21 protein-coding genes are annotated in these 21,069 nt (G+C 71.0%); 10 read left to right on the top strand and 11 right to left on the bottom strand.

What is annotated here, in order from left to right; translation table 11 throughout:
- The first annotated feature begins 22 nt into the window (after positions 1-22).
- Complete coding sequence (locus AVAK2825_RS18160; RefSeq protein ID WP_284401459.1) at positions 23-1,165, top strand: ABC transporter substrate-binding protein; 1,143 nt, start codon at positions 23-25, stop codon at positions 1,163-1,165.
- A 22-nt stretch (positions 1,166-1,187) separates the two neighbouring features.
- Here the strand turns inward: AVAK2825_RS18160 and argE are convergent, their stop codons facing one another.
- On the bottom strand, positions 1,188-2,342 hold the full coding sequence (gene argE, locus AVAK2825_RS18155) for an acetylornithine deacetylase (RefSeq protein ID WP_284401454.1): 1,155 nt from the start codon (positions 2,340-2,342) through the stop codon (positions 1,188-1,190).
- 85 nt (positions 2,343-2,427) lie between these two features.
- Here argE and AVAK2825_RS18150 point away from each other — a divergent pair, with 85 nt between their 5' ends.
- The 4 genes from AVAK2825_RS18150 to AVAK2825_RS18135 all read left to right on the top strand — a co-directional run bounded on the left by AVAK2825_RS18150 (position 2,428) and on the right by AVAK2825_RS18135 (position 7,281).
- A complete protein-coding gene (locus AVAK2825_RS18150; protein ID WP_284401452.1) occupies positions 2,428-3,633 on the top strand; it encodes a M20 aminoacylase family protein in 1,206 nt (401 codons plus the stop codon).
- A gap of 162 nt (positions 3,634-3,795) precedes the next feature.
- Entirely contained in the window at positions 3,796-4,899 is a 1,104-nt protein-coding gene (locus AVAK2825_RS18145; RefSeq protein ID WP_284401450.1) for a M14 family metallopeptidase, read from the top strand.
- A gap of 157 nt (positions 4,900-5,056) precedes the next feature.
- Positions 5,057-6,916, top strand: a complete 1,860-nt coding sequence (locus AVAK2825_RS18140; protein ID WP_284401447.1) for a methyl-accepting chemotaxis protein — start codon at positions 5,057-5,059, stop codon at positions 6,914-6,916.
- 110 nt (positions 6,917-7,026) lie between these two features.
- The gene (locus AVAK2825_RS18135; protein ID WP_272567015.1) at positions 7,027-7,281 is read left to right on the top strand and encodes an acyl-CoA-binding protein; all 255 of its coding nucleotides are present in this window, start codon (positions 7,027-7,029) and stop codon (positions 7,279-7,281) included.
- Between the two features lie 80 nt (positions 7,282-7,361).
- On the opposite strand, the gene AVAK2825_RS18130 is transcribed toward AVAK2825_RS18135, so the two are convergent.
- On the bottom strand, positions 7,362-7,670 hold the full coding sequence (locus AVAK2825_RS18130; protein WP_284401443.1) for a polyhydroxyalkanoic acid system family protein: 309 nt from the start codon (positions 7,668-7,670) through the stop codon (positions 7,362-7,364).
- Complete coding sequence (locus AVAK2825_RS18125) at positions 7,663-8,886, bottom strand: aminopeptidase (RefSeq protein ID WP_502870562.1); 1,224 nt, start codon at positions 8,884-8,886, stop codon at positions 7,663-7,665. Before AVAK2825_RS18125 ends, AVAK2825_RS18130 begins: the two co-directional genes overlap by 8 nt.
- A gap of 95 nt (positions 8,887-8,981) precedes the next feature.
- On the opposite strand from AVAK2825_RS18125, the gene AVAK2825_RS18120 reads away from it, so the two are divergent.
- Positions 8,982-9,668 (top strand): DNA-3-methyladenine glycosylase I, encoded by a 687-nt coding sequence (locus tag AVAK2825_RS18120; RefSeq protein WP_284401438.1) that lies wholly within the window; start codon positions 8,982-8,984, stop codon positions 9,666-9,668.
- 15 nt (positions 9,669-9,683) lie between these two features.
- Here the strand turns inward: AVAK2825_RS18120 and AVAK2825_RS18115 are convergent, their stop codons facing one another.
- Entirely contained in the window at positions 9,684-10,232 is a 549-nt protein-coding gene (locus AVAK2825_RS18115; RefSeq protein WP_284401436.1) for a hypothetical protein, read from the bottom strand.
- A gap of 71 nt (positions 10,233-10,303) precedes the next feature.
- Positions 10,304-10,738: a helix-turn-helix domain-containing protein gene (locus AVAK2825_RS18110; RefSeq protein WP_284401435.1), complete on the bottom strand. Its 435-nt coding sequence runs from the start codon at positions 10,736-10,738 to the stop codon at positions 10,304-10,306.
- Positions 10,739-10,812: 74 nt separating this feature from the next.
- On the opposite strand from AVAK2825_RS18110, the gene AVAK2825_RS18105 reads away from it, so the two are divergent.
- The 4 genes from AVAK2825_RS18105 (at position 10,813) to AVAK2825_RS18090 (ending at position 15,965) form a co-directional block, all read left to right on the top strand.
- On the top strand, positions 10,813-11,694 hold the full coding sequence (locus tag AVAK2825_RS18105; RefSeq protein ID WP_284401433.1) for a class I SAM-dependent methyltransferase: 882 nt from the start codon (positions 10,813-10,815) through the stop codon (positions 11,692-11,694).
- Positions 11,695-11,783: 89 nt separating this feature from the next.
- Positions 11,784-12,296: a sigma-70 family RNA polymerase sigma factor gene (locus AVAK2825_RS18100; RefSeq protein ID WP_284401431.1), complete on the top strand. Its 513-nt coding sequence runs from the start codon at positions 11,784-11,786 to the stop codon at positions 12,294-12,296.
- The gene (locus AVAK2825_RS18095) at positions 12,293-13,285 is read left to right on the top strand and encodes a FecR domain-containing protein (protein WP_284401429.1); all 993 of its coding nucleotides are present in this window, start codon (positions 12,293-12,295) and stop codon (positions 13,283-13,285) included. Before AVAK2825_RS18100 ends, AVAK2825_RS18095 begins: the two co-directional genes overlap by 4 nt.
- Positions 13,286-13,430: 145 nt before the next feature.
- Positions 13,431-15,965 (top strand): TonB-dependent siderophore receptor, encoded by a 2,535-nt coding sequence (locus AVAK2825_RS18090; RefSeq protein ID WP_284401427.1) that lies wholly within the window; start codon positions 13,431-13,433, stop codon positions 15,963-15,965.
- Positions 15,966-16,072: 107 nt separating this feature from the next.
- Here AVAK2825_RS18090 and AVAK2825_RS18085 read toward each other — a convergent pair whose 3' ends face one another.
- From AVAK2825_RS18085 to AVAK2825_RS18060, 6 genes are all read right to left on the bottom strand, one after another.
- Positions 16,073-16,243 (bottom strand): hypothetical protein, encoded by a 171-nt coding sequence (locus AVAK2825_RS18085; RefSeq protein WP_272567028.1) that lies wholly within the window; start codon positions 16,241-16,243, stop codon positions 16,073-16,075.
- Positions 16,244-16,361: 118 nt separating this feature from the next.
- Positions 16,362-16,763, bottom strand: coding sequence for a RidA family protein (locus tag AVAK2825_RS18080; RefSeq protein WP_272567030.1), 402 nt, complete (start codon positions 16,761-16,763; stop codon positions 16,362-16,364).
- Positions 16,760-18,439 (bottom strand): AMP-binding protein, encoded by a 1,680-nt coding sequence (locus AVAK2825_RS18075; protein WP_284401423.1) that lies wholly within the window; start codon positions 18,437-18,439, stop codon positions 16,760-16,762. The genes AVAK2825_RS18080 and AVAK2825_RS18075 overlap by 4 nt, the downstream gene beginning before the upstream one ends.
- Positions 18,436-19,710 carry an acyl-CoA dehydrogenase family protein gene (locus AVAK2825_RS18070; protein ID WP_284401420.1) on the bottom strand — a complete coding sequence of 425 codons (1,275 nt, stop codon included), beginning with the start codon at positions 19,708-19,710 and terminating at the stop codon, positions 18,436-18,438. The genes AVAK2825_RS18075 and AVAK2825_RS18070 overlap by 4 nt, the downstream gene beginning before the upstream one ends.
- Positions 19,711-19,714: 4 nt before the next feature.
- A complete protein-coding gene (locus AVAK2825_RS18065) occupies positions 19,715-20,569 on the bottom strand; it encodes an enoyl-CoA hydratase family protein (RefSeq protein ID WP_284401418.1) in 855 nt (284 codons plus the stop codon).
- A complete protein-coding gene (locus AVAK2825_RS18060) occupies positions 20,566-21,066 on the bottom strand; it encodes a MarR family winged helix-turn-helix transcriptional regulator (RefSeq protein ID WP_272567036.1) in 501 nt (166 codons plus the stop codon). Before AVAK2825_RS18060 ends, AVAK2825_RS18065 begins: the two co-directional genes overlap by 4 nt.
- Positions 21,067-21,069: the final 3 nt, after the last annotated feature.

Below are 21,069 nucleotides of genomic sequence, written 5' to 3'. Positions count from 1 at the left end.
TGATCGAAGAGGGGATTTCACCATGAAGCATATTGCGTTGGGGCGCAGACGGTTTTCCATCGGCCTGGGGGCCGCCGCGCTTGGCGGTTTCGGGCTGGCACGGGCGCAATCGGAGGCGCCGATCGTGCTGGGACAGTCCGCCCCGTTCAGCGGGCCCGCCGCGCAGCTCGGGGTGCAGTTGCACCAGGGCGCCCAGCTTTACTTCGAGCAGTGGAACGCCCAGGCGGGCTCCGGCCGGCGCACGGTGGAGCTGCGCACGCTGGACGACGGCTACGAGCCCGACCGCTGCGCTTCCAACACGCGCAAGTTCATCACCGACGATGTGTTCGCGCTGTTCGGCTACGTGGGCACGCCCACCAGCCTGGCGGCGATGCCACTGCTCACGCAGGCCAAGCTGCCGTTCTTCGCGCCGTTCACCGGGGCCGAGGCCTTGCGCCAGCCCTTGAACAAATTGGTGTTCCACGTGCGCGCCTCGTACAACGACGAGACCGCCGCCATCGTGAACAAGCTCACCCACCTGGGCCTGAGCAAGATCGGCGTCTTCCATCAAAACGATGCCTATGGCAAGGCCGGACTGGATGGCGTGGCGCTGGCACTGGGCGCCCACAAGCTTGCCCCGGTGGCGCAGGCCACGGTGGAGCGCAACTCGGTGGACGTGGCCGCAGCGGTGCAGACCCTCGTGGCGGCCCGGCCCGAGGCGATCGTGCAGGTCGGCACCTATGCCGCCAGCGCCGCTTTCGTGCGCGCCGCGCGCAAGGCGGGCTACGGCGGCACGTTCTACAACCTGTCGTTCGTGGGCACGCAGGCGCTGATGGACGAGCTCAAGGCCGATGGCGCGGGCGTGGTGGTCTCGCAGGTGATGCCCTCGCCCTACCAGTCCGCCCGGCAGCTCACGCGGGAGTTCCAGGACGCGATCAAGAAGGGCGGCAACAAGGTCCAGGCCAATTACTCCAGCCTGGAGGGCTACCTGGCCGCGCGCGTGTTCACCGAGGGGTTGCGCCAGGCCGGCGGCCGGCCCACGCGCGAATCGCTGATTTCGGCGCTGGAGGGGTTCGGCACGCAGCAGATCGCGGGCTTTCAGGTGGCGTTCGGCCCCGGCAACCACATGGGGTCGCACTTCGTGGAGATGTCGATGCTCACGGGCGACGGCCGCGTGCGCGTCTGAACCGGCGCGGGGCTTTCCTTTCCTACAGCTGGCGCGTCGCCGCCAGCCCCTGCATGAAGGCCTCGCAGCGGTCGAGCTGGTCCAGCGAGACGTATTCGTCGGGCTGGTGCGCCTGCTGGATGCTGCCCGGCCCGCACACCACGGTGGGAATCCCGGCGTTCTTGAACAGCCCCGCCTCGGTACCGAAGGCCACCAGCGTGGTGCCCTGTTCTCCGGCCAGGCGCTGCGCGAGCCGCGTGACGGCATCGTCCCGGTTGCCCAGGAAGCTCGGGATCTCGCAGATCGTCTCGAAGGTGATGCCGGTGCTGGGCGCCACTTTCTGCATCGCGGGCTCCAGCGACCGGGCATAGGCGATCACCTCGGCCTGCATGCCGGCGGCGTCCGCCGTGGGCAGGTCGCGGAATTCATAGCGGAACTCGGCATCGCGCGGCACCACGTTGTCGGCGATGCCGCCATGGAACTGGCCCACGCTGGCGGTGGAGAAGGGCACGTCGAAGCCTTCGAAGCGCGGTTCGTGCTGCTCGAAGCCCTCGGCCATGTCGCGCACGCGACCCACCACACGCGCGGCCATCTCGATGGCGTTGACCGAATGCGGCGTGAGCGAGGAGTGCGCCTCCTTGCCGCGCACGCAGCACTTGTAGCGGTACACGCCCTTGTGCGCGATGGCCGGCACCATGCTGGTGGGCTCGCCCACGATGCAGGCCAGCGGGCGGATGCCGGCGTCCTTCATGTCGGCGATGAGCCCCTTCACGCCGAAGCAGCCCACCTCCTCGTCGTAGCTGAAGGCGTAGTGGATGGCGAAAGGGGCATCGCTGTTCAGGAACGCTTCGGCCTGCGCGAGCGCGATGGCGATGAAGGCCTTCATGTCGGCGCTGCCCCGGCCATACAGGCGCCCGTCCTGAACGGTGGCGCCGAGCGGGTCGAAGGTCCAGTCCTGGCCGTCCCACGGCACGGTATCGGTGTGCCCGGACAGGATGATGCCGGCGGGCTTGCCCTCGCCCAGCGTGGCGAACAGATTGGCCTTGGTCTTGCTTGCGTTGTGGGTCACCCGGCACTTCACCCCCAGGCGGGCCAGCGCCTGCTGCACGAAGTCGATGAGCGCCAGGTTCGGGTTCTGGCTGACCGTGTTCATGCGGACCAGGGTCTGGGCGAGGGAAAGGGCGTGGTCGGAGATCATGGGTGGAGTTTCCAATCCCCGGTTGTCGGGCTGCATGCACCGGGGCTAGACTGTGAGATCGCAAGGCAAGGAACAGACAGACATTATGAAACTCATCGATTCCATCGTGACCGAGGCGGCTTCGATCGCCTCCGTGCGCCGCGACATCCACGCGCATCCCGAACTGTGCTTCGAAGAAGTCCGCACCGCCGACGTGGTGGCCGGCAAGCTCACCGAATGGGGCATTCCCATCCACCGCGGCCTGGGCAAGACGGGCGTGGTCGGCATCGTGCACGGGCGCGACGGCGGCGCCTCGGGCCGGGCCATCGGCCTGCGCGCCGACATCGACGCGCTGCCCATCACCGAATTCAACACCTTCGCCCACGCCAGCACCCACCCCGGCAAGATGCACGCCTGCGGCCACGACGGCCACACGGCCATGCTGCTGGCCGCGGCGCAGCACTTCGCCAAGCACCGCGATTTCGACGGCACGGTGTACCTGATTTTCCAGCCGGCCGAGGAAGGCGGCGGCGGTGCCCGCGTGATGATCGAGGACGGGCTGTTCGAGCAATTCCCCATGCAGGCCGTGTTCGGCATGCACAACTGGCCCGGCATGAAGGCCGGCCAGTTCGCCGTGAGCCCCGGCCCGGTGATGGCCTCCAGCAACGAGTTCAAGATCGTCATCCGCGGCAAGGGCAGCCACGCGGCCATGCCGCACATGGGCACCGATCCCGTGCCGATCGCCTGCCTGATGGTGCAGGCCTTTCAAAACATCATCAGCCGCAACAAGAAGCCGGTGGATGCGGGCGTGATCTCGGTCACCATGATCCACACCGGCGAGGCCACCAACGTGGTGCCCGACAGCTGCGAACTGCAGGGCACGGTGCGCACCTTCAGCGTCGAGGTGCTGGACATGATCGAGCGCCGCATGAAGCAGGTGGCCGAGCACACCTGCGCCGCGCACGAGGCCACGTGCGAGTTCGAGTTCGTGCGCAATTACCCGCCCACCATCAACTCGCCGGCCGAAGCGGATTTCGCGCGCCAGGTCATGGCCGGCATCGTGGGCGATGCCAACGTGGTGCGGCAGGAACCCACCATGGGCGCGGAAGACTTCGCCTTCATGCTGCAGGCCAAGCCCGGCGCCTACTGCTTCATCGCCAACGGCGACGGCGACCACCGCGCCATGGGCCATGGCGGCGGCCCCTGCACGCTGCACAACCCGAGCTACGACTTCAACGACGACCTGATCCCGCTCGGCGCCACCTACTGGGTGCAACTGGCACAAGGCTGGCTGGCCCGGCCGGCCGGCTGATCCGCTGGGCCTCCCGCCCCCTTCGGCGCCATGGGCGCCGGGGTGGCGTCCCCCCCTTTCCACTTCTGCGCATCCGGTGCCTGGCGCACCTGGGCCCTGCCGCTTGCGGCGGGGCGTTCGCGCTGCTTTTTCAGCCCCCTCGGCCCTTGAACGGAGATCTTCATGATCGGTATCGCCCCGGCGTTTTCCCCCAGCTACGCGCGCGCCCGCACCCAGTTCCTGGAGGCCGCGGCGGCCGCCGGGTTGCTGGTGGAGTCGCACACGCACCCGCTCAAGGGGCGCGACGGCGAGACGCTGGCGATGGACGTGGTGCGCGACGGCCCGCACCACGCGCAGCACCTGCTCATCGTGAGCAGCGCCTGCCATGGGGTCGAAGGCTACTGCGGCAGCGGCGTGCAGGTGTTCGCGCTGCACGACGAGGCCTGGCGCGCCAAGGCCCGCGAGCAAGGCGTGGCCGTGCTCTACGTGCATGGGCTCAATCCGTATGGCTTCTCGCACATCCGCCGGGCCACGCACGAGAACGTGGACCTGAACCGCAATTTCCACGACTTCACTCAGCCGTTGCCGGTGAACGCGGCCTACCGCGAGATCCAGCCGCTGCTGCTGCCCGATCAGTGGCCTCCCACGGCCGAGAACCGCGAGGCGGTGTTCCGCTTCATCGCCGAGCGCGGCGAGGCCGCGTGGCAGGCTGCCATCAGCCGCGGCCAGCATGAGTTTCCGGGTGGGCTGTTCTTCGGCGGCACGGCCCCGACCTGGAGCAACCGCACCTTGCGCCAGGTGCTGCGCGAGCAGGGCGAGCACGCCCGTCGCATCGCCTGGATCGATCTGCACACGGGCCTGGGGCCGAGCGGCCACGGCGAGCGCATCTATGCCGGCCGGGACGACGCCGCCTCGGTGCAGCGCGCGCGCGACTGGTGGGCCGGCGGCGGCGCCACGCCGGTCACCTCGATCTACGACGGTTCGTCCACTTCGGCCTTTCTCACGGGCTTGATGTGGAACAGCGTGTATGAAGAATGTCCACAGGCCGAAATTACCGGCATCGCGATGGAATACGGCACCGTGCCGGTGCTGGAGGTCATGCAGGCCCTGCGCGCCGAGCACTGGCTGAACCTGCATCCGGAGGCTCCGGCTGAGCTGGCAACCCAGATCAGGGCTCAAATGCTGGCCGCCTTCTACACCGACACCGATGTCTGGAAAGGCCAGGTGGTGAGCCAGGCGCGGCAGTCGATGTTCCAGGCCGTGGACGGGCTTTGCGGCCCGGCATAGCGCCGCAGCGACAGATTCTTGGCATCCATGGCGACACGGGGGGGCTGGCATTTCCCGTGAATAACGCGAACAATGGCCTTCGCGCGCAATCCGCAGCGCCGCGTGGGCCCGCCCTGCTGCAGGCCCGTTAGAACAATCAAATGCAGAGGGGATCGCCATGGAGGTTCGACAAGGACGGAACACGCTCGCACGCCGCCTGATGCTCATCAACGGGGCCATCCTGTTGCTGCTCGGTGCGGTGGCGGTCGCGATCTGGATCATGATGGGGCAGATCAGCGAGGATGCGGAGGTGGTGCGTTCCAGGAACGTGCCGCAGCTGCAGCGGATCGCGGCGCTGGAGCTGAACGTGACGCGCGTGTCGCTGCAACTGCGGCACTCGATCCTGGCGCGCACGCCGGAGGAGCGCAACGCCACCTTGGCCGACATCGCCGAAAAGCGCCAGCTGCTGCAAAAGACGCTCGACGAGTTCGGCGCCAACATGGTCAACGACGAAGGACGCCGCGCCTACGAGCCCCTGCCCGCGCTCATGCGTGCGTTCTGGGCCACCGGCGAGCAGAACCTCGCGCTCATCCAGGCCGATCGCAAGGAAGACGCCTTCGCCTTCCTGGTGGACCAGACCATCCCCGCCCGCAACCGCCTGCTGGCGCCCTTGGGCCTGGAAAAGGACCGCCAGGGCGAGCGCCTGTCTTCCCGCATCAACGACGTGAAGGAGTACGCCGCCACGGGCCGTGCGGTGGCGACGGCCGCGGTGCTGGCCGTGGTGGCCTGCCTGGCCGGCCTGAGCGTCTACCTGCGCAGGGTGGTGCGGCAGCTCGGCGCCGACCCGTCGGAGCTCAAGCGTGTCGCGGACGCGGTGGCGGCGGGCGATCTGGCCTCGCGCATTCCCGTGCGGCCGGGGGACACGGACAGCATCATGGCGGCCATGGCCAGCATGAGCGCGCAGCTGGGCACGGTCGTGCGGACCGTGCGGACCAGCGCCGAAAGCGTGTCCGGCGCCAGCAGCGAGATCGACGCCGGCAACCACGACCTGTCCTCGCGCACCGAGCGGCAGGCCTCGGCCCTGGAGCAGACCGCGGCGTCGGCGGAGCAACTGGGCAGCACCGTGCGGCAGAACGCCGACAGCGCGCGCCGGGCCAACGAGCTGGCACAGACCGCCTCCTCGGTGGCCGAGCAGGGGGGCGCGGTGGTGGCCGAGGTGGTGGACACCATGCGCGGCATCCAGGACAGCAGCGGCAAGATCGGCGAGATCATCGGCGTGATCGATGGCATCGCCTTCCAGACCAACATCCTCGCCCTGAACGCGGCGGTGGAGGCGGCCCGCGCGGGCGAGCAGGGTCGGGGCTTCGCGGTCGTCGCGTCGGAGGTGCGCAGCCTCGCGCAGCGCAGTGCCGAGGCCGCCAAGGAGATCAAGGGGCTCATCACCGCCAGCGTGGACCGCGTGGAGCGCGGCAGCGCGCTGGTGGACAAGGCGGGCCACACCATGGCCGAGGTGGTGGCTGCGATCCGCCGCGCCACGGACCTCATGGGCGAGATCAGCGCGGCCAGCGCCGAGCAAAGCAGCGGCGTGGACCAGATCAGCGAAGCCATCACGCACGTGGACCAGGCCACGCAGCAGAACGCGGCCCTGGTCGAGGAGATGGCCGCGGCGGCCAGCAGCCTGAGCGCCCAGGCCAGCGAGCTGGTGCGCGCGACCGCGGTGTTCCACCTGGGCGGCGAGGGCGTGCTGCCTGCCTCTGCGCCGCCTGCGCCGGTACACCGTGCCGTGCCGGTGGCGGCACCACGGTTCGCGGCTTCCGCCGCCGCCAGGCCGGCGGTCAAGCGCCTGGGGCCGGCCGTGGGCCCCAAGGCCGGACCGCAGGCGTCGGATTCGCCGCCTGCATCGCCACCCACCGCGCCGCCATCCGCTTCGCCAGCGTCCGCAGCCAAGCCTGCACCGGCCGCTTCGGCACCGGCGGCAGCGCGCGCTGCGCCGCCGGCCTCCCGGTCCGGCTCCGAGAGCGACTGGGAAACCTTTTGACGGGATGCAGCGCTGACGCGATGGGGGTCGCGGTGCTCCGGGCGGTCCAGGGGGGCAGGAGGAACAGAGGCCCTAAGATGGCAGTTCGACCACCAACGGAGACCTTTTTCATGTCCGATCTGAACACGGCGTTCGAAGCCGCCGTCGCCCAGTCCAAGAACCTCAGCGAGCGCCCCGACAACCCGACGCTGCTCAAGATCTACGCGCTCTACAAGCAGGCCACGGCGGGCGACAACGCCGAGAAGAAGCCGAGCTTTTCCGATGTGGTCGGCCGTGCCAAGTGGGATGCCTGGGAAAAGCTCAAGGGCACGGAGGGCGATGCCGCCCGCCAGCAGTACATCGACCTCATCGAATCGCTGAGCTGACGCCGCACTGAGCGCCAGCGTTTCCATGCGGGGCCGTGCAGTGCGCGGCCCCGCATTCTTGTTGTGGTGGCCGATGCGGCTCAGGCCGCGCTGGGCGACGGCCGGCCCAGCAGCTTGTCGAACTGCGCATCGATCTCGGCGGCGATGCGGTCCTTGAAGGCGCTGAACAGGAAACCCAGCTCCGCCTGCAGTTCGAAGCGGTCGGCATGCACCTGCAGCGTGCCTTCGATGCCCGGGCGCTGAAAGCGCAGCGTGTCCTGCGCCGCGCCTTCTTCGTAGGCGCATTCCATGTCGAACTTGGCTTGGGCTTTCTGGGCCCACAGGCCGGCGATCTTGCGGGCCTCGGGCAGGCCGAGCCGGTGGGGGCGTTGGATGTGGATGTCAGGCAAGGGGTTTCTCCGGGGATGGCGTGGGCAGCAGGGCGCGCATGGCGGCCTGGCGTTGTTCGTGCGGCAGGGCCGCGAGGCGTTTCACCGCATCATAAAAGCGCGGCCAGTCGCGGCCTTCGCGCTCGAACAGCGCCTCGAAGGCCGGCACCCATTCGTCGTAGGCGGCCTGCGCGCCGAACGTGGCGTTGTTGGCCTCTGCCACCCATCGGTCGTAGCCCGCCAGTTGCGCGGGCGTGGCGCCGTCCTCGGCGATCCAGCGGGCGCGCAGCGCGGCGTAATCGGCGCGAAAAGTTTGCATGGCCTCCTGTTTCAAGGTTGCCATCTCCGCGCTGGCAGCGGCGTTTTCGGTCGCAGCGACCGCCGCAGCGGCGGAGGCCGGGGCCGGGGCCGGGGCTTCCGAAGCACGGGGCGCATGGGCCGCGTAGACGGCGGCCAACCGCTCGCGGGCGTTCCGTGTGAGCGCGCGGAACGCGTTGCGGCGGCCATCGCCGCGCGCGTAGTCGGCCCGCGCCTGCGGCGTGGCGCGCTCGGCCAGCCAGCGCGCCACGCCCAGGCGCTCCACGGCGGTGGCGAACGATTCATTGAACAGCGTGTCGCCATGGGCGTACACGACCTGGTGCGCCAGCTCGTGGAAGAGCAGCCGCACGAACTCGCCCTCGGGCCAGCCGATGAAGGTGTTGAGCAGCGGGTCGCCGCCCGCCCAGTTCATGTAGCCCAGGGTGGAATAGGCCGGCACGCCGTACACGCCCACCTCCAGGCCCTCGGTGGCCAGCCGATCCGCCTCGGCGCGCGCATCGGCCTCGTTGAAATAGCCGCGGTAGCCGATGCACCCCGTGATCGGAAAGCACCAGCGGTGCAGCGTGAGCGAATCGGGCGGCGCGGCCACCACGTTCCACACGGCCGCGCGGCGGCCCAGATCGGCATAGCGCCGGTAGCTGGCGTTGTCGGGCAGCGCCAGCTCGGTCACGGCGAAGCGCCGGGCCTCCTGTGCCAGCTGCAGGCGATCGCGCAGCGGCTGCGAGGTGTCGCCCCGCGCGAGCCACGTGTCGATGGGTTCGGCCGCGTGTATGAGCTGCAGGTGCCCGCGCACCGACTGCCAGTAGTACGCCAGCGATTGCCCCGTGCTGGCGCAGCCGGAGAGCAGGAGCGAGGCGGCCAGCAGCAGCAGGGGGCGGGGCGACCGCAAGGGTGACGGGGGAAAGGGTGGCAGGGGCATTCGGCAATGGGTCGGCGGTCGGTGGGCCAAGGATAGCGAAAGCCACTGTGCGCCGCCGGGTGCCCCCGCGTTCGGGGCACGGGCAGAATCCCGGTATGCCCGCCCCTCTTTCCGCTCCCGTTTCCGCCCACCCGTCTCCCAGCCCGGACAGCGGCCTGTTCACCGATGAGGCCGGATGCGCCCGCTGCCAATGGTGCAGTGCCACGCCGCTGTACCGCCACTACCACGACCATGAATGGGGTTTTCCGGTCGCGGACGACCGGCGCCTGTATGAAAAGCTGTGCCTGGAAGGCTTCCAGGCGGGCCTGAGCTGGCTCACGATCCTGAACAAGCGCGAAGCCTTTCGCGCCGGGTTCGCCCATTTCGATGCCGAGCAGGTGGCGCGCTTCGGTGCGGCCGAGGTGCAGCGGCTGCTGGGCGATGCCGGCATCGTGCGCCACCGCGGCAAGATCGAATCGGCCATCCAGAACGCGCAGCGCGTGCTGGAGCTGCGCCGCGAGTTCGGCTCGCTGGCGCACTACGTGTGGCGTTTCGCTCCGGCCGCCGCCGAGGGGCGCCCCGGCCGCATCACGCTGGAGTCGGTGCGCGCCATGCCCACCACGCCGGCCTCGGTGGCGATGTCCAAGGACTTGAAAAAGCGCGGCTTCACCTTTGTCGGCCCCACCACGGTCTACGCCTTCATGCAGGCCATGGGACTGGTCAACGACCACTTCGAAGGCTGCAGCGTGCGCGCGGCGGCCCAGGCGGCGCGTGCAGCGTTCGTGGTGCCCGGCCTGGGCTGATCGCCGGGCCGCGGGCTACACCACGGTGTCGGAGCGGATCACGATGCGGTCGAAGCCCAGGTGCTGCATGCATTCGCGCAGGATGAGGAGCGTGGCGGCGAAGGCGGAGCCCTCGGGTAGGTCCTCCTGGGCGGGCGGACGGCCCAGGGCCACGGCGGCCAGGCGGTGGAAGGTGCGCTCCACGGCATCCAGCGGCAGGGTCATCTCGGGCTGCGCTTCGATGCCGGCCGCCAGCGCCACCTGCCGGATGCCGGCGTCGGCCGTGTAGAGCGTGGTGCCCGGCGGCAGCACCGCGTGCACGGGCATCACGGCCTCTTCCACCACCTGGATGGCATGCTCCAGTTCGCCCTCGGCCGGGGGATCGTGGCGAAAGCACGCGGCGGCCGTGGCGTAGTAGCCCACTTCCAGGGTCCGCAGCAGCCGGGCCTGGGCCTGGGTGCCGCTGGCGATGGACGAGTGGCCCGCTCCGATGCGCAGCGCTGTGATGGGGCTTCCGGCCAGCGGGCCCGCCTGCAACGCCTGGTACAGGGCGCCGGCGTCGTTCGGTGAAAGGTGGGTGGACATGGTGCGGTCCCGGCAGGTGGAAAAGGGTGGATCGATTGTGCCCTTTGCCGCAAGCCATGGGCCCTGGCGGGTCACCGGCCTGGATCGGCGGGCCGCCTGGGACGGCCGATGGCAGCCCCCGCCCCGGCGGCGCGCAGGAGGCGCCGGAAGGTGGGGCATTCCATGTGGCTGGGCGCCTTGCAGCGCGCGGCGTGCTGCAGACCGTCGCGCATGGCGGTGAGCTGGCGGATGGTGGTGTCCAGGTCGTCGGCCTGGGCCAGGAGCCGGTCGCGGTCGATGCGCGGCTGGCCGTCGGGGCCGAACATCTGCCCGATGGCGTCCAGCGAGAAGCCGGCCGCCCGCCCGAGCGCGACGAGCGCGAGCCGCTCCACCACGCCCGCATCGAACAGCCGCCGCAGGCCGTGCCGTCCGACGGAGGCGATCAGGCCTTTTTCTTCGTAGAAGCGCAGCGTCGATGCCGGCAGGCCCGAACGGCGTGCCACTTCGGCGATGTCCAGGATCTCCATGGGCTTGACCTCAAGTCGGCTTGAAGTCGCACAGTCTAGCTTTCACTCTCTTTCCGGGCACCCGGGAGACCGCCATGAACCCACCCCTTTCGATCGATTCCCCGCAAGCCGCGCTCTGGAACGGCGCCGCCGGCCACGCCTGGGTCCAGGCGCAACCCCTGCTGGACCGCATGTTCGCGCCCTTCGAGGCCCTGCTCGCCGAGGCGGCCGAAGCCCCTGGCGCGGGGCCCGGCATGCAGGTGCTCGACATCGGCTGCGGCACCGGGGCCACCACGCTGGCCATCGCGCGCCGGCTGGGCGAGGAAGGGCGTTGCACCGGAATCGATCTTTCCGCGCCCATGGTCGCCGCGGCGCGCCAGCGCGGCCTGCGCGAGGGGCTGACGGCGCCCCGCGCGGACTTCGTCTGTGCCGATGCGCAGACCCATGCGTTCGCGCCGGCTTCCGTGGATCGGCTGGTGTCGCGCTTCGGGGTCATGTTCTTCGGAGACCCGGTCGCGGCGTTCGCCAACCTGCATCGCGCGGCGCGCCCCGGCGCCAGCCTGTGCGCCATCGCGTGGCGCAGCGCGGCGGAGAACCCCTTCATGACGGCCGCCGAACGCGCCGCGGCCCCGCTGCTGCCGGGCCTGCCCGTGCGCCAGCCGGATGCGCCGGGCCAGTTCGCGTTCGCGGACCGCGAACGGGTGGCGGGCATCCTGCAGGCCAGTGGCTGGGCCGGCATCGAGATCGAGCCCCTCAATGCCGTCTGCTCCCTGCGGCGCGACGAACTGGTGCCCTATTTCACCGGCCTCGGCCCGGTCGGCCTGGCCCTGCGCGGCGCCGACGGGCCGACCCGCACCCGGGTCATCGCCGCCGTGCGGGCGGCTTTCGAGCCCTTTGTGCAGGGCGAGGCGGTGCGTTTCGGCGCGGCCTGCTGGCGGATCGCCGCGCAGGCCACGGCGGGTGGTGCCCGGGGCTGAGCATCCCGGGCCGGAAAGGCGGGGTGCGATGATAAAATGAGATTCATTCGTATTTTCGCGCGGTGGCTTCCAGCCGCTTCCCCCCCCCCATGCCTGCCGCTGCCTGCCAGGACGTCGAGACCCTCTACCGCGACCACCGGGCGTGGCTGCACGCGTGGCTGGCGCGCCAGCTGGGCAATGCCTTCGAGGCGTCGGACCTGACCCAGGACACCTTCGTCAACCTGATGGCGAGCCGGCAGGCGGAGCGGTTGCAGGAACCCCGCGCGTACCTCACCACGCTGGCCAAGCGCCTGCTCTACAACCGCTGGCGCCGGCGCGACCTGGAGCGGGCCTGGCTGGAGGCGCTGGCCTCACTGCCCCCCGAGGTGTCGCCCTCGCCGGAAGACTATGCACTGGTGCGCGAGGCCATCGAGGCCGTCGACCAATGGCTGTCCGGCCTCGCGCCCAAGGTGCGCCAGGCCTTTTTGCTGCGGCGGCTCGACGGCATGAAGCACACGGAGATCGCGCAGGAGATGAACGTCTCCCTGGCCACGGTGGAGCGCTACCTCAAGCAGGCGCTGCTGCACCTGTGCAGCCTGCCGGCCGGTCCGGGCCACCGATGAAAACCGGGCTCCACGCACCGGCCCTGGAGCAGGCCACCGACTGGCATGTGCGCCTGGACTCGGACCAGGCCAGCGACGAGACCCGGCGCGCCTTCGCCCACTGGCTGCAGCAGGCGCCCGACCACCGCCAGGCCTGGTCGGCCCTGCAGTCCCGCCTGCAAGGGCTGGACGCAGAACTGCTGCAGATCCGCCAGGCCGATGCCCCCGCCGGCGGCGCCAGCCGGCGCGCGCTGCTGGCGCCGGTACCGCGCGCCGCACAGCGCCGCCGCCTGCTGGCCGGCGGCACCGGCGGGGCGCTGGCCGTGGCGCTGGCCGCCTGGCTGCTCGACCGCCAGGCGCCCCTGGCCACCCTGGCTGCCGATCTGCGCACGGGCACCGGCCAGCGGCGGGTCCACCGCCTGCCCGACGGGAGCGAACTCACCCTGGATGCGCGCTCCGCCGTGGACATCGCCTATGGAGACCGCGAGCGCCTCGTGGTGCTGCGCGAGGGCGCGGTGGCGGTGCGCGTGGCAGCGGCCGGCACCGATCGGCCCTTCGTGGTGCGCAGCGCGCAGGGCACGGCCCGCGCCCTGGGCACCCGCTTCATGGTGCGGCAGGGCGACGGCAGCAGCCTGGTCCACGTGATCGAGCACAGCGTGCGGCTGGCACTGCCTTCGGGCCCCGAAATGACGCTGCGCGCGGGCGACAGCGCCCGGCTGGTGGGCGGTGCCATCGAGCCCGTGGTGGCACCGCCCCTGGCGCCGGCGGCCTGGGCCGATGGCGTGATCCAGGTGAAGAACGCGCCCCTGGGCGAGGTGCTGGCCGCGCTGCGGCCCTACAGCGCGGCGGTGATGCGGGTCAGTCCGGCGGCGGCGCAACTGCGGATCTTCGGCGTGTTCGCGCTGGACCGGCCGGAGGCGACCCTGCAGACCCTGGTGGACACCCATCCCATCGCGGTGCGGCGCTGGGGCCCCTGGCTGGTCCAGGTGGACCTTCGGCCCCAGGCCTGAGGGGGCTGCAGCGGGGGGGCGGGGCAGGCCATACCGGAATGGGGGGATGGATGGGATCGATGAGGGGTTTTGGCGCGCTCGCGTGTCAATGGGAATGCAGCGCTGCCCAACCCTCCGCATCCACCTCCCCCTCATCGAGCAATCCATGGCCTTCCTCTCCCGCGCCGCCGTCTGGCGCCATCTCCCCCGCCCGCCGGGCGCCCTGTTGCCCATCGCCATCGCGCTTTCGCTGGGCCATGCCCTGCCTGCCCAGGCGCAAGCCCAGGCGGCGCCCCCTGCGGCCGGCGCGGCCGTCCAGGCGTGGGACCTGGCCCCGGGCGCCCTGGACGACACCCTCACCCTGATCGCGCGCCAGGGCGGACGCAGCATCAGTGCCGACCCGGCGCTGCTGGCCGGAAAGCGGGCACCGGCCATCCGGGGCCGCTTCACCGCCGAGCAGGCCGCGCAGCAGGCCCTGGCCGGCAGCGCCCTGGTGCTGGGTCGCACCGCCGGCGGTGCCCTCACGGTGCTGCCGGGCAGCGCGCCTGCCGCATCGGCCACCCCCGCCCGGGGCGCGGCCGCCGGTGCCACGCTGGCCGAGGTGCGCGTGGTGGCCGACGCCGAAACCGACGGGCCGTCGGAGGGCACTGGCAGCTATGTGCCGCGGGGCCCCAGCAGCGCCGCCACCGGCCTGGCCCTGAGCGTGCGCGAGACCCCGCAGTCGGTCAGCGTCATCACCCGGCAGCGCATGGACGACGAGCACCTCACGACCATCAACGACGTGCTGGCGCGCACCCCCGGCATCGCCACCGCGGCGCTGGGCACGGAACGCTCCAACGCCAACGCGCGCGGCTACCCCATCACGAACTACCAGCTCGACGGCATCAGCACCCACACGGAATTCCTGGGGCTGGACGCCTTGCCCGCCCAGGGCATCGCCGACATGGCGCTGTACGACCGGATCGAGGTGCTGCGCGGCGCCTCGGGGCTGACCACCGGCGCGGGCGACCCTTCGGGCATCGTGAACATGGTGCGCAAGAAGCCCACGGCCGAATTCCAGGGCCTGGCCGAACTCGGTGGCGGATCGTGGGGCCAGCGGCGCGGCGTCATCGACCTGTCGTCGCCGCTCAATGCCGAGGGCAGCGTGCGTGCGCGCATGGTGGCGGTGCACCAGGAGGGCGACAGCTACATCGACTTCTACAGCCGCAAGAAGGACGTGCTGTACGGCGTGGTCGAAGCCGACCTGACCCGCACCCTGAAGCTCACCGCCGGCATCGACCACCAGGAAAGCGCCTCGCGCGGATCGACGGCCTATCTGGGCTTCCCGCTCATCAATGCCGCGGGGCAGCAGAACGACTTTCCCGTGTCGTTCAGCAGCGCCAGCCGCAGCAACCGCTTCGACACGAACTCCGACAACGCCTTCGCCTCGCTGGAGCAGGTGTTCGGCAACGGCTGGAAGCTCAAGCTCTCGGTGGACAAGCTGCGCTCGCGCCAGCGCGAGGACGCCACCTACCTGGCCGTGAGCAGCAGCCTGTTCGATCCGGTCACCGGCGATGGCCTGAGGCTGGCCAGCGAGCGGCGCGACTACCGGCTGGACAACGAGACCGTCGACCTCAAGCTCAGCGGCCCGTTCGAGCTGTTCGGCCGCCAGCACGAAGCGCTGGTGGGCGTCGACCACACCGACTTCCGCAGCCTGACCACCGGCAGTTTCGACACCACCGGGCTGCGCGACCTGCCGGTCAACATCCATCGCTGGAACAACAGCGGCAGCCCCGTCTTCGGGCCCGACTTCGTCACCTTCGACAGCACCCGCCGGCAGAAAAGCCTGTATGCCGCCGGCCGCTTCGAACTGGCCCCGCAATGGAAGCTCATCGTGGGCGGCAAGCTGATGAATTTCGGCAGCGACTACATCACCGACACGACCGAGGGCTACCACACGACCTCGCCGGTTTCCGAGCGCCGCGTCTTCACGCCCTACGGCGGCATCGTGTTCGACCTGAGCCCGGCGCACACGCTGTACGCCAGCTTCGCGACCATCTACGCGCCGCAGAACGCCCAGGACCGCAACGGCACGCAGCTGGACCCGACCCAGGGCGACACCTACGAGGCGGGCGTGAAGAGCGCCTGGCTCGGCGGCCGGGTGACCACCAGCGCCTCGGCCTACTGGATCCGCCAGGACAACGTCGCCGAGGCCGACAGCGGCTACTTCGTGCCCGGCACCACCAACACCGCCTCCCGCGCGATGAAGGGCGTGAAGACGCAGGGCATGGACCTGGAGGTCAACGGCACCCTGGCGCCCGGCTGGAACCTCTCGGCCTCGTACAACTTCAGCCAGTCCAGGAACGCGGCCGGCACCCGCGTGAACACCACCTTCCCACGGCAGATGGCGCGGGTCTGGACCACGTGGCGCGCGCCGGGCGACTGGAGCCGCCTGACCCTGGGCGGCGGCGTGGACTGGAACAGCGGCATCCACTACGACATCGACGCCTGGCAGATCGACCGCACGGTGACCGCGCGCCAGAAGGCCTACGCCGTGGCCAGCCTCATGGCCCGCTACGAGGTGAACGATCGCCTGTCGGTCGCGCTGAACGTGCAGAACGTGTTCGATCGCAAGTACATCGCCGCGATGTCGGGCTGGTGGTACTCGGGCATGTACGGCGCGCCGCGCAGTGCGCAGGTGACGGCGCGCTACCGGTTCTGAGCCGGCGGGCCGAGCGCGGCGCCGCCGCGTCGGGGCGCCACCATCGCACCATGAAAAAAGCCCTCCGGAGAGGGCTTTGGCGTTGCGCTGGGCGCGAAGGGGGCTTTTCAGCCGCCCTTCTTGGAGCGCTTGCCGGGGTTCTTCTTGCTGCGGGTGGCGACGCCACGCTCCAGGCTCACGCGCTGGCCGCGGCCGGGGGTGGCCAGGGTCACGCCGGGCAGTGGCTGGGGACGGGGGGTGCGCTTGCGGTCGGCTTCGGTAACGATCTTGTTGCCCATTTGGGAGGCTCCTGGAGAGAAAAGTGAAAAACACGCTATTAGGCCACATCGTGCAGCCGTGCCCGGTGCGGGCCGTTTCCGCCCCTGCCGGGGCGCTGGGAAGTGCAGGGGGCCGCGCTCAGTCCGGCAGCACGGCGGTGGCCTCGATCTCGATGCGCGCGCGCGCTTCCATGAGGCCGGCGACCTGCACGCAGGCCATGGCCGGAAAGTGCCGGCCCAGCACCTCGCGGTAGGCCGTGCCCAGCTCTTTCAGGCGCGCGTTGTATTCCTCGCGGTCCACCACGTACCAGGTCATGCGCACCAGGTGCTCGGGGCCGGCGCCGCCGGCCTCCAGCACGGCGCGCACGTTCAGGAAGGTCTGGCGGGCCTGGACGATGAAGTCGTCGCTCTCGAACTCCTGGCGGGCGTTCCAGCCGATCTGGCCGCCCACGAAGAGCAGCGTGCCGCGGGCGGCCACGCCATTGGCGTAGCCCTTGGGGGGCGCCCAGTCGGGCGGTTGCAGTCGGGTGTGAAGGGTCATGTCTTGGGGGCGGGAATGGGTGCGGATGCGGCCGCAGCGGCCGCGCTGTCGCGGGCCAGCGCGGCGGCCTGGCGCAGCTTGAAGCGCTGCAGCTTGCCGGTCTCGGTGCGCGGCAGGGCGGTGGCGAACTCCACGATGCGCGGGTATTTGAAGGGGGCGATGCTGGCCTTCACGTGGTCCTGCAGCGCCTTGGCCAGGGCGTCGTCGCCGGCATGGCCGGGGCGCAGCACGCAGATGGCCTTGACGACCATGCCGCGCTCGTCGTCGGGCACCCCGATCACGGCGCACTCGGCCACGGCGGGGTGGCGCAGCAGCGCATCTTCGACCTCCGGGCCGCCCACGTTGTAGCCGGCCGTGATGATCATGTCGTCGTCGCGCGCCTGGTAGAAGAAGTAGCCGTCGGCGTCCTGCACGAAGGCGTCGCCCGGGTGGTTCCAGCCATTCTTCACGTAGTTGGCCTGGCGCGCATCGTCCAGGTAGCGGCAGCCCGTGGGGCCGATCACGGCGAGCTTGCCCACCGTGCCGCGCGGCAGCTCGCGCCCGCGCCCGTCCACCACCTTGGCCTGGTAGCCCGGCACCACGCGGCCGATGGCGCCGCGGCGCACCTCGCTGCCGGCCGACGAGATGAAGATGTGGAACATCTCGGTGGCGCCGATGCCGTCGGTCATCTCGATGCCGGTGGCGTCCTTCCACAGCTGGCGCGTGGCATCCGGCAGGGCCTCGCCGGCACTCACGCAGGTGCGCAGCGCGGGCAGGCCCAGGGCCTTGGCGAAGGGCGCCATCTGCCGGTAGAAGGTGGGCGCGGTATAGCAGACGGTGGCGCCCACCTCGCGCATCAGCCGCACCATCACCTCGGGGGTGTAGGGCACGTCGGGGAAGTACACGCTCGCGCAGGCGGCCATGGGAAAGAGCAGCAGCCCGCCCAGCCCGAAGGTGAAGGCCAGCGGCGGCGAGCCGACCACGATGTCCTCGGGCGTGGAGCGCAGCACGTGGTGCGGCCACGCGCCGCAGGCGGCGAGCACGTCGCGGTGGCTGTGCACCGGCGCTTTCGGGTGCCCCGTGGTGCCGGAGGTGAAGGCCATGAGCGCGATGTCGTCCGCCGCGGTGGGGCAGGCGGGCAGCGGCGCGCAGCCGGCCGCGCGCACCAGCAGGTCGTCGGCCGCCGGCGCGGTGTGGAAGGGCACGATGGCGCGCAGCACCGGGTGCTGCGCCTGCGCGGCCTGCAGCTCGTCCAGCAGCCGGCCATCGCACAGCGCGGCGGCCGGCTGGGCGCGCTCGATCACGTCGGACAGCTCCCGCGCGCGCAGCAGCGGCATGGTGGCCACCGCCACCAGCCCGGCATGCACCACGGCCAGCCAGGCGAGCGCCATCTCGGGCGTGTTGCCGCCGCGCAGCAGCACGCGGTTGCCGGGCACCAGGCCCAGGCCGTCCACCAGCACGCGGGCGATGCGCGCGACTTCGTCCTGCGCCTGCGCGTAGGTCCAGGTGCGCGTGGGCGAGCGCAGCAGCGGCCGCCCGCTGTGGCCGGCCTGCGCGGCGCGATCAAACAGCACCTGCACGAGGTTGGCCTGCGCCGGCACCTGCAGCGAGGGCAGGTCATAGTGCAGCGCGGGCCACTGCTCGCGCGGCGGCAGGCGGTCGTGGACGAAGGTGTCGGGCTGTGCGCTCTGGGTCATGCCTGCTGCTCCTGCAAGACGGCTTTGCCGATGATGAGTTGCTGTACCTCGGTGGCGCCTTCGTAGATGCGCAGCGCGCGGATGTCGCGGTACAGCGATTCGATCTTGGCGCCCACCTCCACGCCGCGCCCGCCGTGCATCTGCAGGGCCATGTCGATCACGCGCTGGGCGTGCTCGGTGGCGGTCATCTTGGCCATCGCAGCGGCGACGCTGCGATGGCGAGCCTCGGTGGCGTTGCCCGCCCGCCCGGATAGCAAGCTCTCGTCGCGCATCCAGGCCGCCCGGTACGTGAGCAGCGCCGCGCCATCGACCAGCGCCGCCATCTCGCCCAGCTTGGCCTGCGTGAGCTGGAAGTCGCCCAGCGTCTGGCCGAACATGCGGCGCGTGCGCGCATGGTGCACCGCCTCGGCGAGTGCGCGCCGCGCCATACCCAGCGCGGCGCCCGCCACCGAGGCGCGAAAGATGTCCAGCGTGCGCATGGCCAGCTTGAAGCCGCCGTGCAGCTCGCCCAGCAGCGCATCGGCCGGCACGGTGCAGCCGTCGAACGCCAGCGTGGCCAGCGGGTGCGGCGCCATCACCTGGATGTGGCGCGAATCGTCCAGGCCCGGCGTGGGCGCATCGACGATGAAGGCGCTGATGCCGCGCGTGCCGCCGGCCGGGTCGGTCTTGGCGAAGACACAGTAGAAGTCGGCGATGCCGCCGTTGCTGATCCACGTCTTGGTGCCGCTCAGCGTGTAGGCGCCCATGGCCTCGCCTGCGGTATCGGAGCCGTTCGGGCCCGATGCCGGCGGATTGCTTGCCTGTATAGCTATTGTTTTCATAGCGCCGACGTCGGAGCCGGCCTCGGGCTCGCTGAGCGCGAAGGCGGCGATCTTCTCGCCGCGCGCCACTGCGGGGAGGTAGCGTGCCTGCTGCGCGGCACTGCCGGCCAGCGTGATCGCGCCGCTGCCCAGGCCCTGCATGGCGAAGGCGAAGTCGGCCAGGGGCGAGTGGTAGGCCAGGGTCTCGCGCAGCAGCACCAGCGCGCGGGAATCGAGTTCGGCCAGCGCGCCGCCGTGCGCGGCGGGCACGCAGTAGCGCAGCCAGCCGCCGTCGCCCAGGCGGCGCACCCACTCGCGGCAGGCGGCGCGGTCGTCGGATTCGTCCACCGCCTGCGCGGCGGCCCAGGGCACGAGGCCATCCACCAATGCCCGGTGGGCTTCGCCGAAGAACGGCAGGGCGAGGTGCGCCGTGGACGGGGCGGCGGGCGCGGGGGGCGTGGCGGCGTGCATGGCCTCAATCCCCCGCGAACACGGGTTTCTGCTTGGCCGCGAACGCCTCGTAGGCGCGGCGGAAGTCCTGCGTCTGCATGCAGATGGCCTGCGCCTGGGCCTCGGCCTCGATGGCCTGGTCGATGGTCATGCTCCACTCCTGGCCCAGCATGGTCTTGGTCATGCCGTGCGCGAAGGTGGGGCCCTCGGCCAGCGAGCGGGCCGCGGCCTGCACGTGGGCGAGCAGGTCGGCCGATTCGTGCAGGCCGTTGAAGAAGCCCCAGGCCAGCCCTTCCTGCGCCGTCATCGCGCGGCCGGTGAACAGCAGCTCGGAGGCGCGGCCCTGCCCGATCATGCGCGGCAGCAGCGCGCAGGCGCCCATGTCGGCGCCGGCCAGGCCCACGCGGGTGAACAGGAACGCGGTGCGAGCGGCGGGCGTGCCGTAGCGCAGGTCGCAGGCCAGCGCCACCATGGCGCCGGCGCCGGCACAGATGCCGTCGATGGCGCCCAGCACCGGCTGCGGGCAGGCGCGGATGGCCTTCACCAGGTCGCCCGTCATGCGCGTGAACTCCAGCAGTTCGGGCATGGTCATGCCGGTGAGCGGGCCGATGATTTCGTGCACGTCGCCGCCCGAGCAGAAGTTGCCGCCCGCGCCGGTCACCACCACGGCCTTCACGTCGGTCGCCGTGCGCAGCGCGCCGAAGAAGTCGCGCAGCTCGGCATAGCTCTGGAAGGTCAGCGGGTTCTTGCGCTCGGGCCGGTCCAGCGTGATGGTGCCCACGCCGCGGTCGAACTGCCAGGCGAAGTGCCGTGCCGCGTAGGGGGCCCGGGGCTCGAACTGCGGGCGCATGGGGTTGCCCGCGGAGATGTAGTGCTTCATGCGTTGGTTTCCTGGAGGGTGGGGGTGGCTGCCTGGGCGTGGGCCTTCACCTTGCCGAGCAGCCGGTGCAGGCTGGCGATGTCGCGCTCGCCGAGCGGGCCGAAGGCCTCGACGATCCACTGCGCGTGCGCGTGGGCCATCGCGTCGAACTGTTCGCGCCCGCGCGGCGTAAGCCGCACGAGGAACACGCGGCGGTCGCCCGCCACGTCCACGCGTTCCACCAGCCCTTCGGCGACGAGCTGGTCGGTGATGCCGGTCACGTTGCCGCTGGTGACCATCATGCGGCGCGAGAGGTCCTTCATCTTCAGGCCTTCGGGCGCGCGTTCGAGCTGCGCCATCAGGTCGAAGCGCGGCAGCGTGGTGCCGAACTGGTCGCGCAGCCGGGTGCGCACCTGCTTTTCCACCAGTTGCGTGCAGGTGAGCAGGCGCAGCCACAGGCGCAGGGCCTCGGGGTGCTCGCTGGGGGCGGCGCCGTGCAGGCGGGCTTCGAGGTCCATCGT

Source organism: Acidovorax sp. SUPP2825, assembly GCF_030158995.1.
GTDB lineage: Bacteria > Pseudomonadota > Gammaproteobacteria > Burkholderiales > Burkholderiaceae_C > Paracidovorax.
Note: the sequence above shows the minus strand (reverse complement) of the source record. Positions and strands in the feature narration are given on the sequence as shown.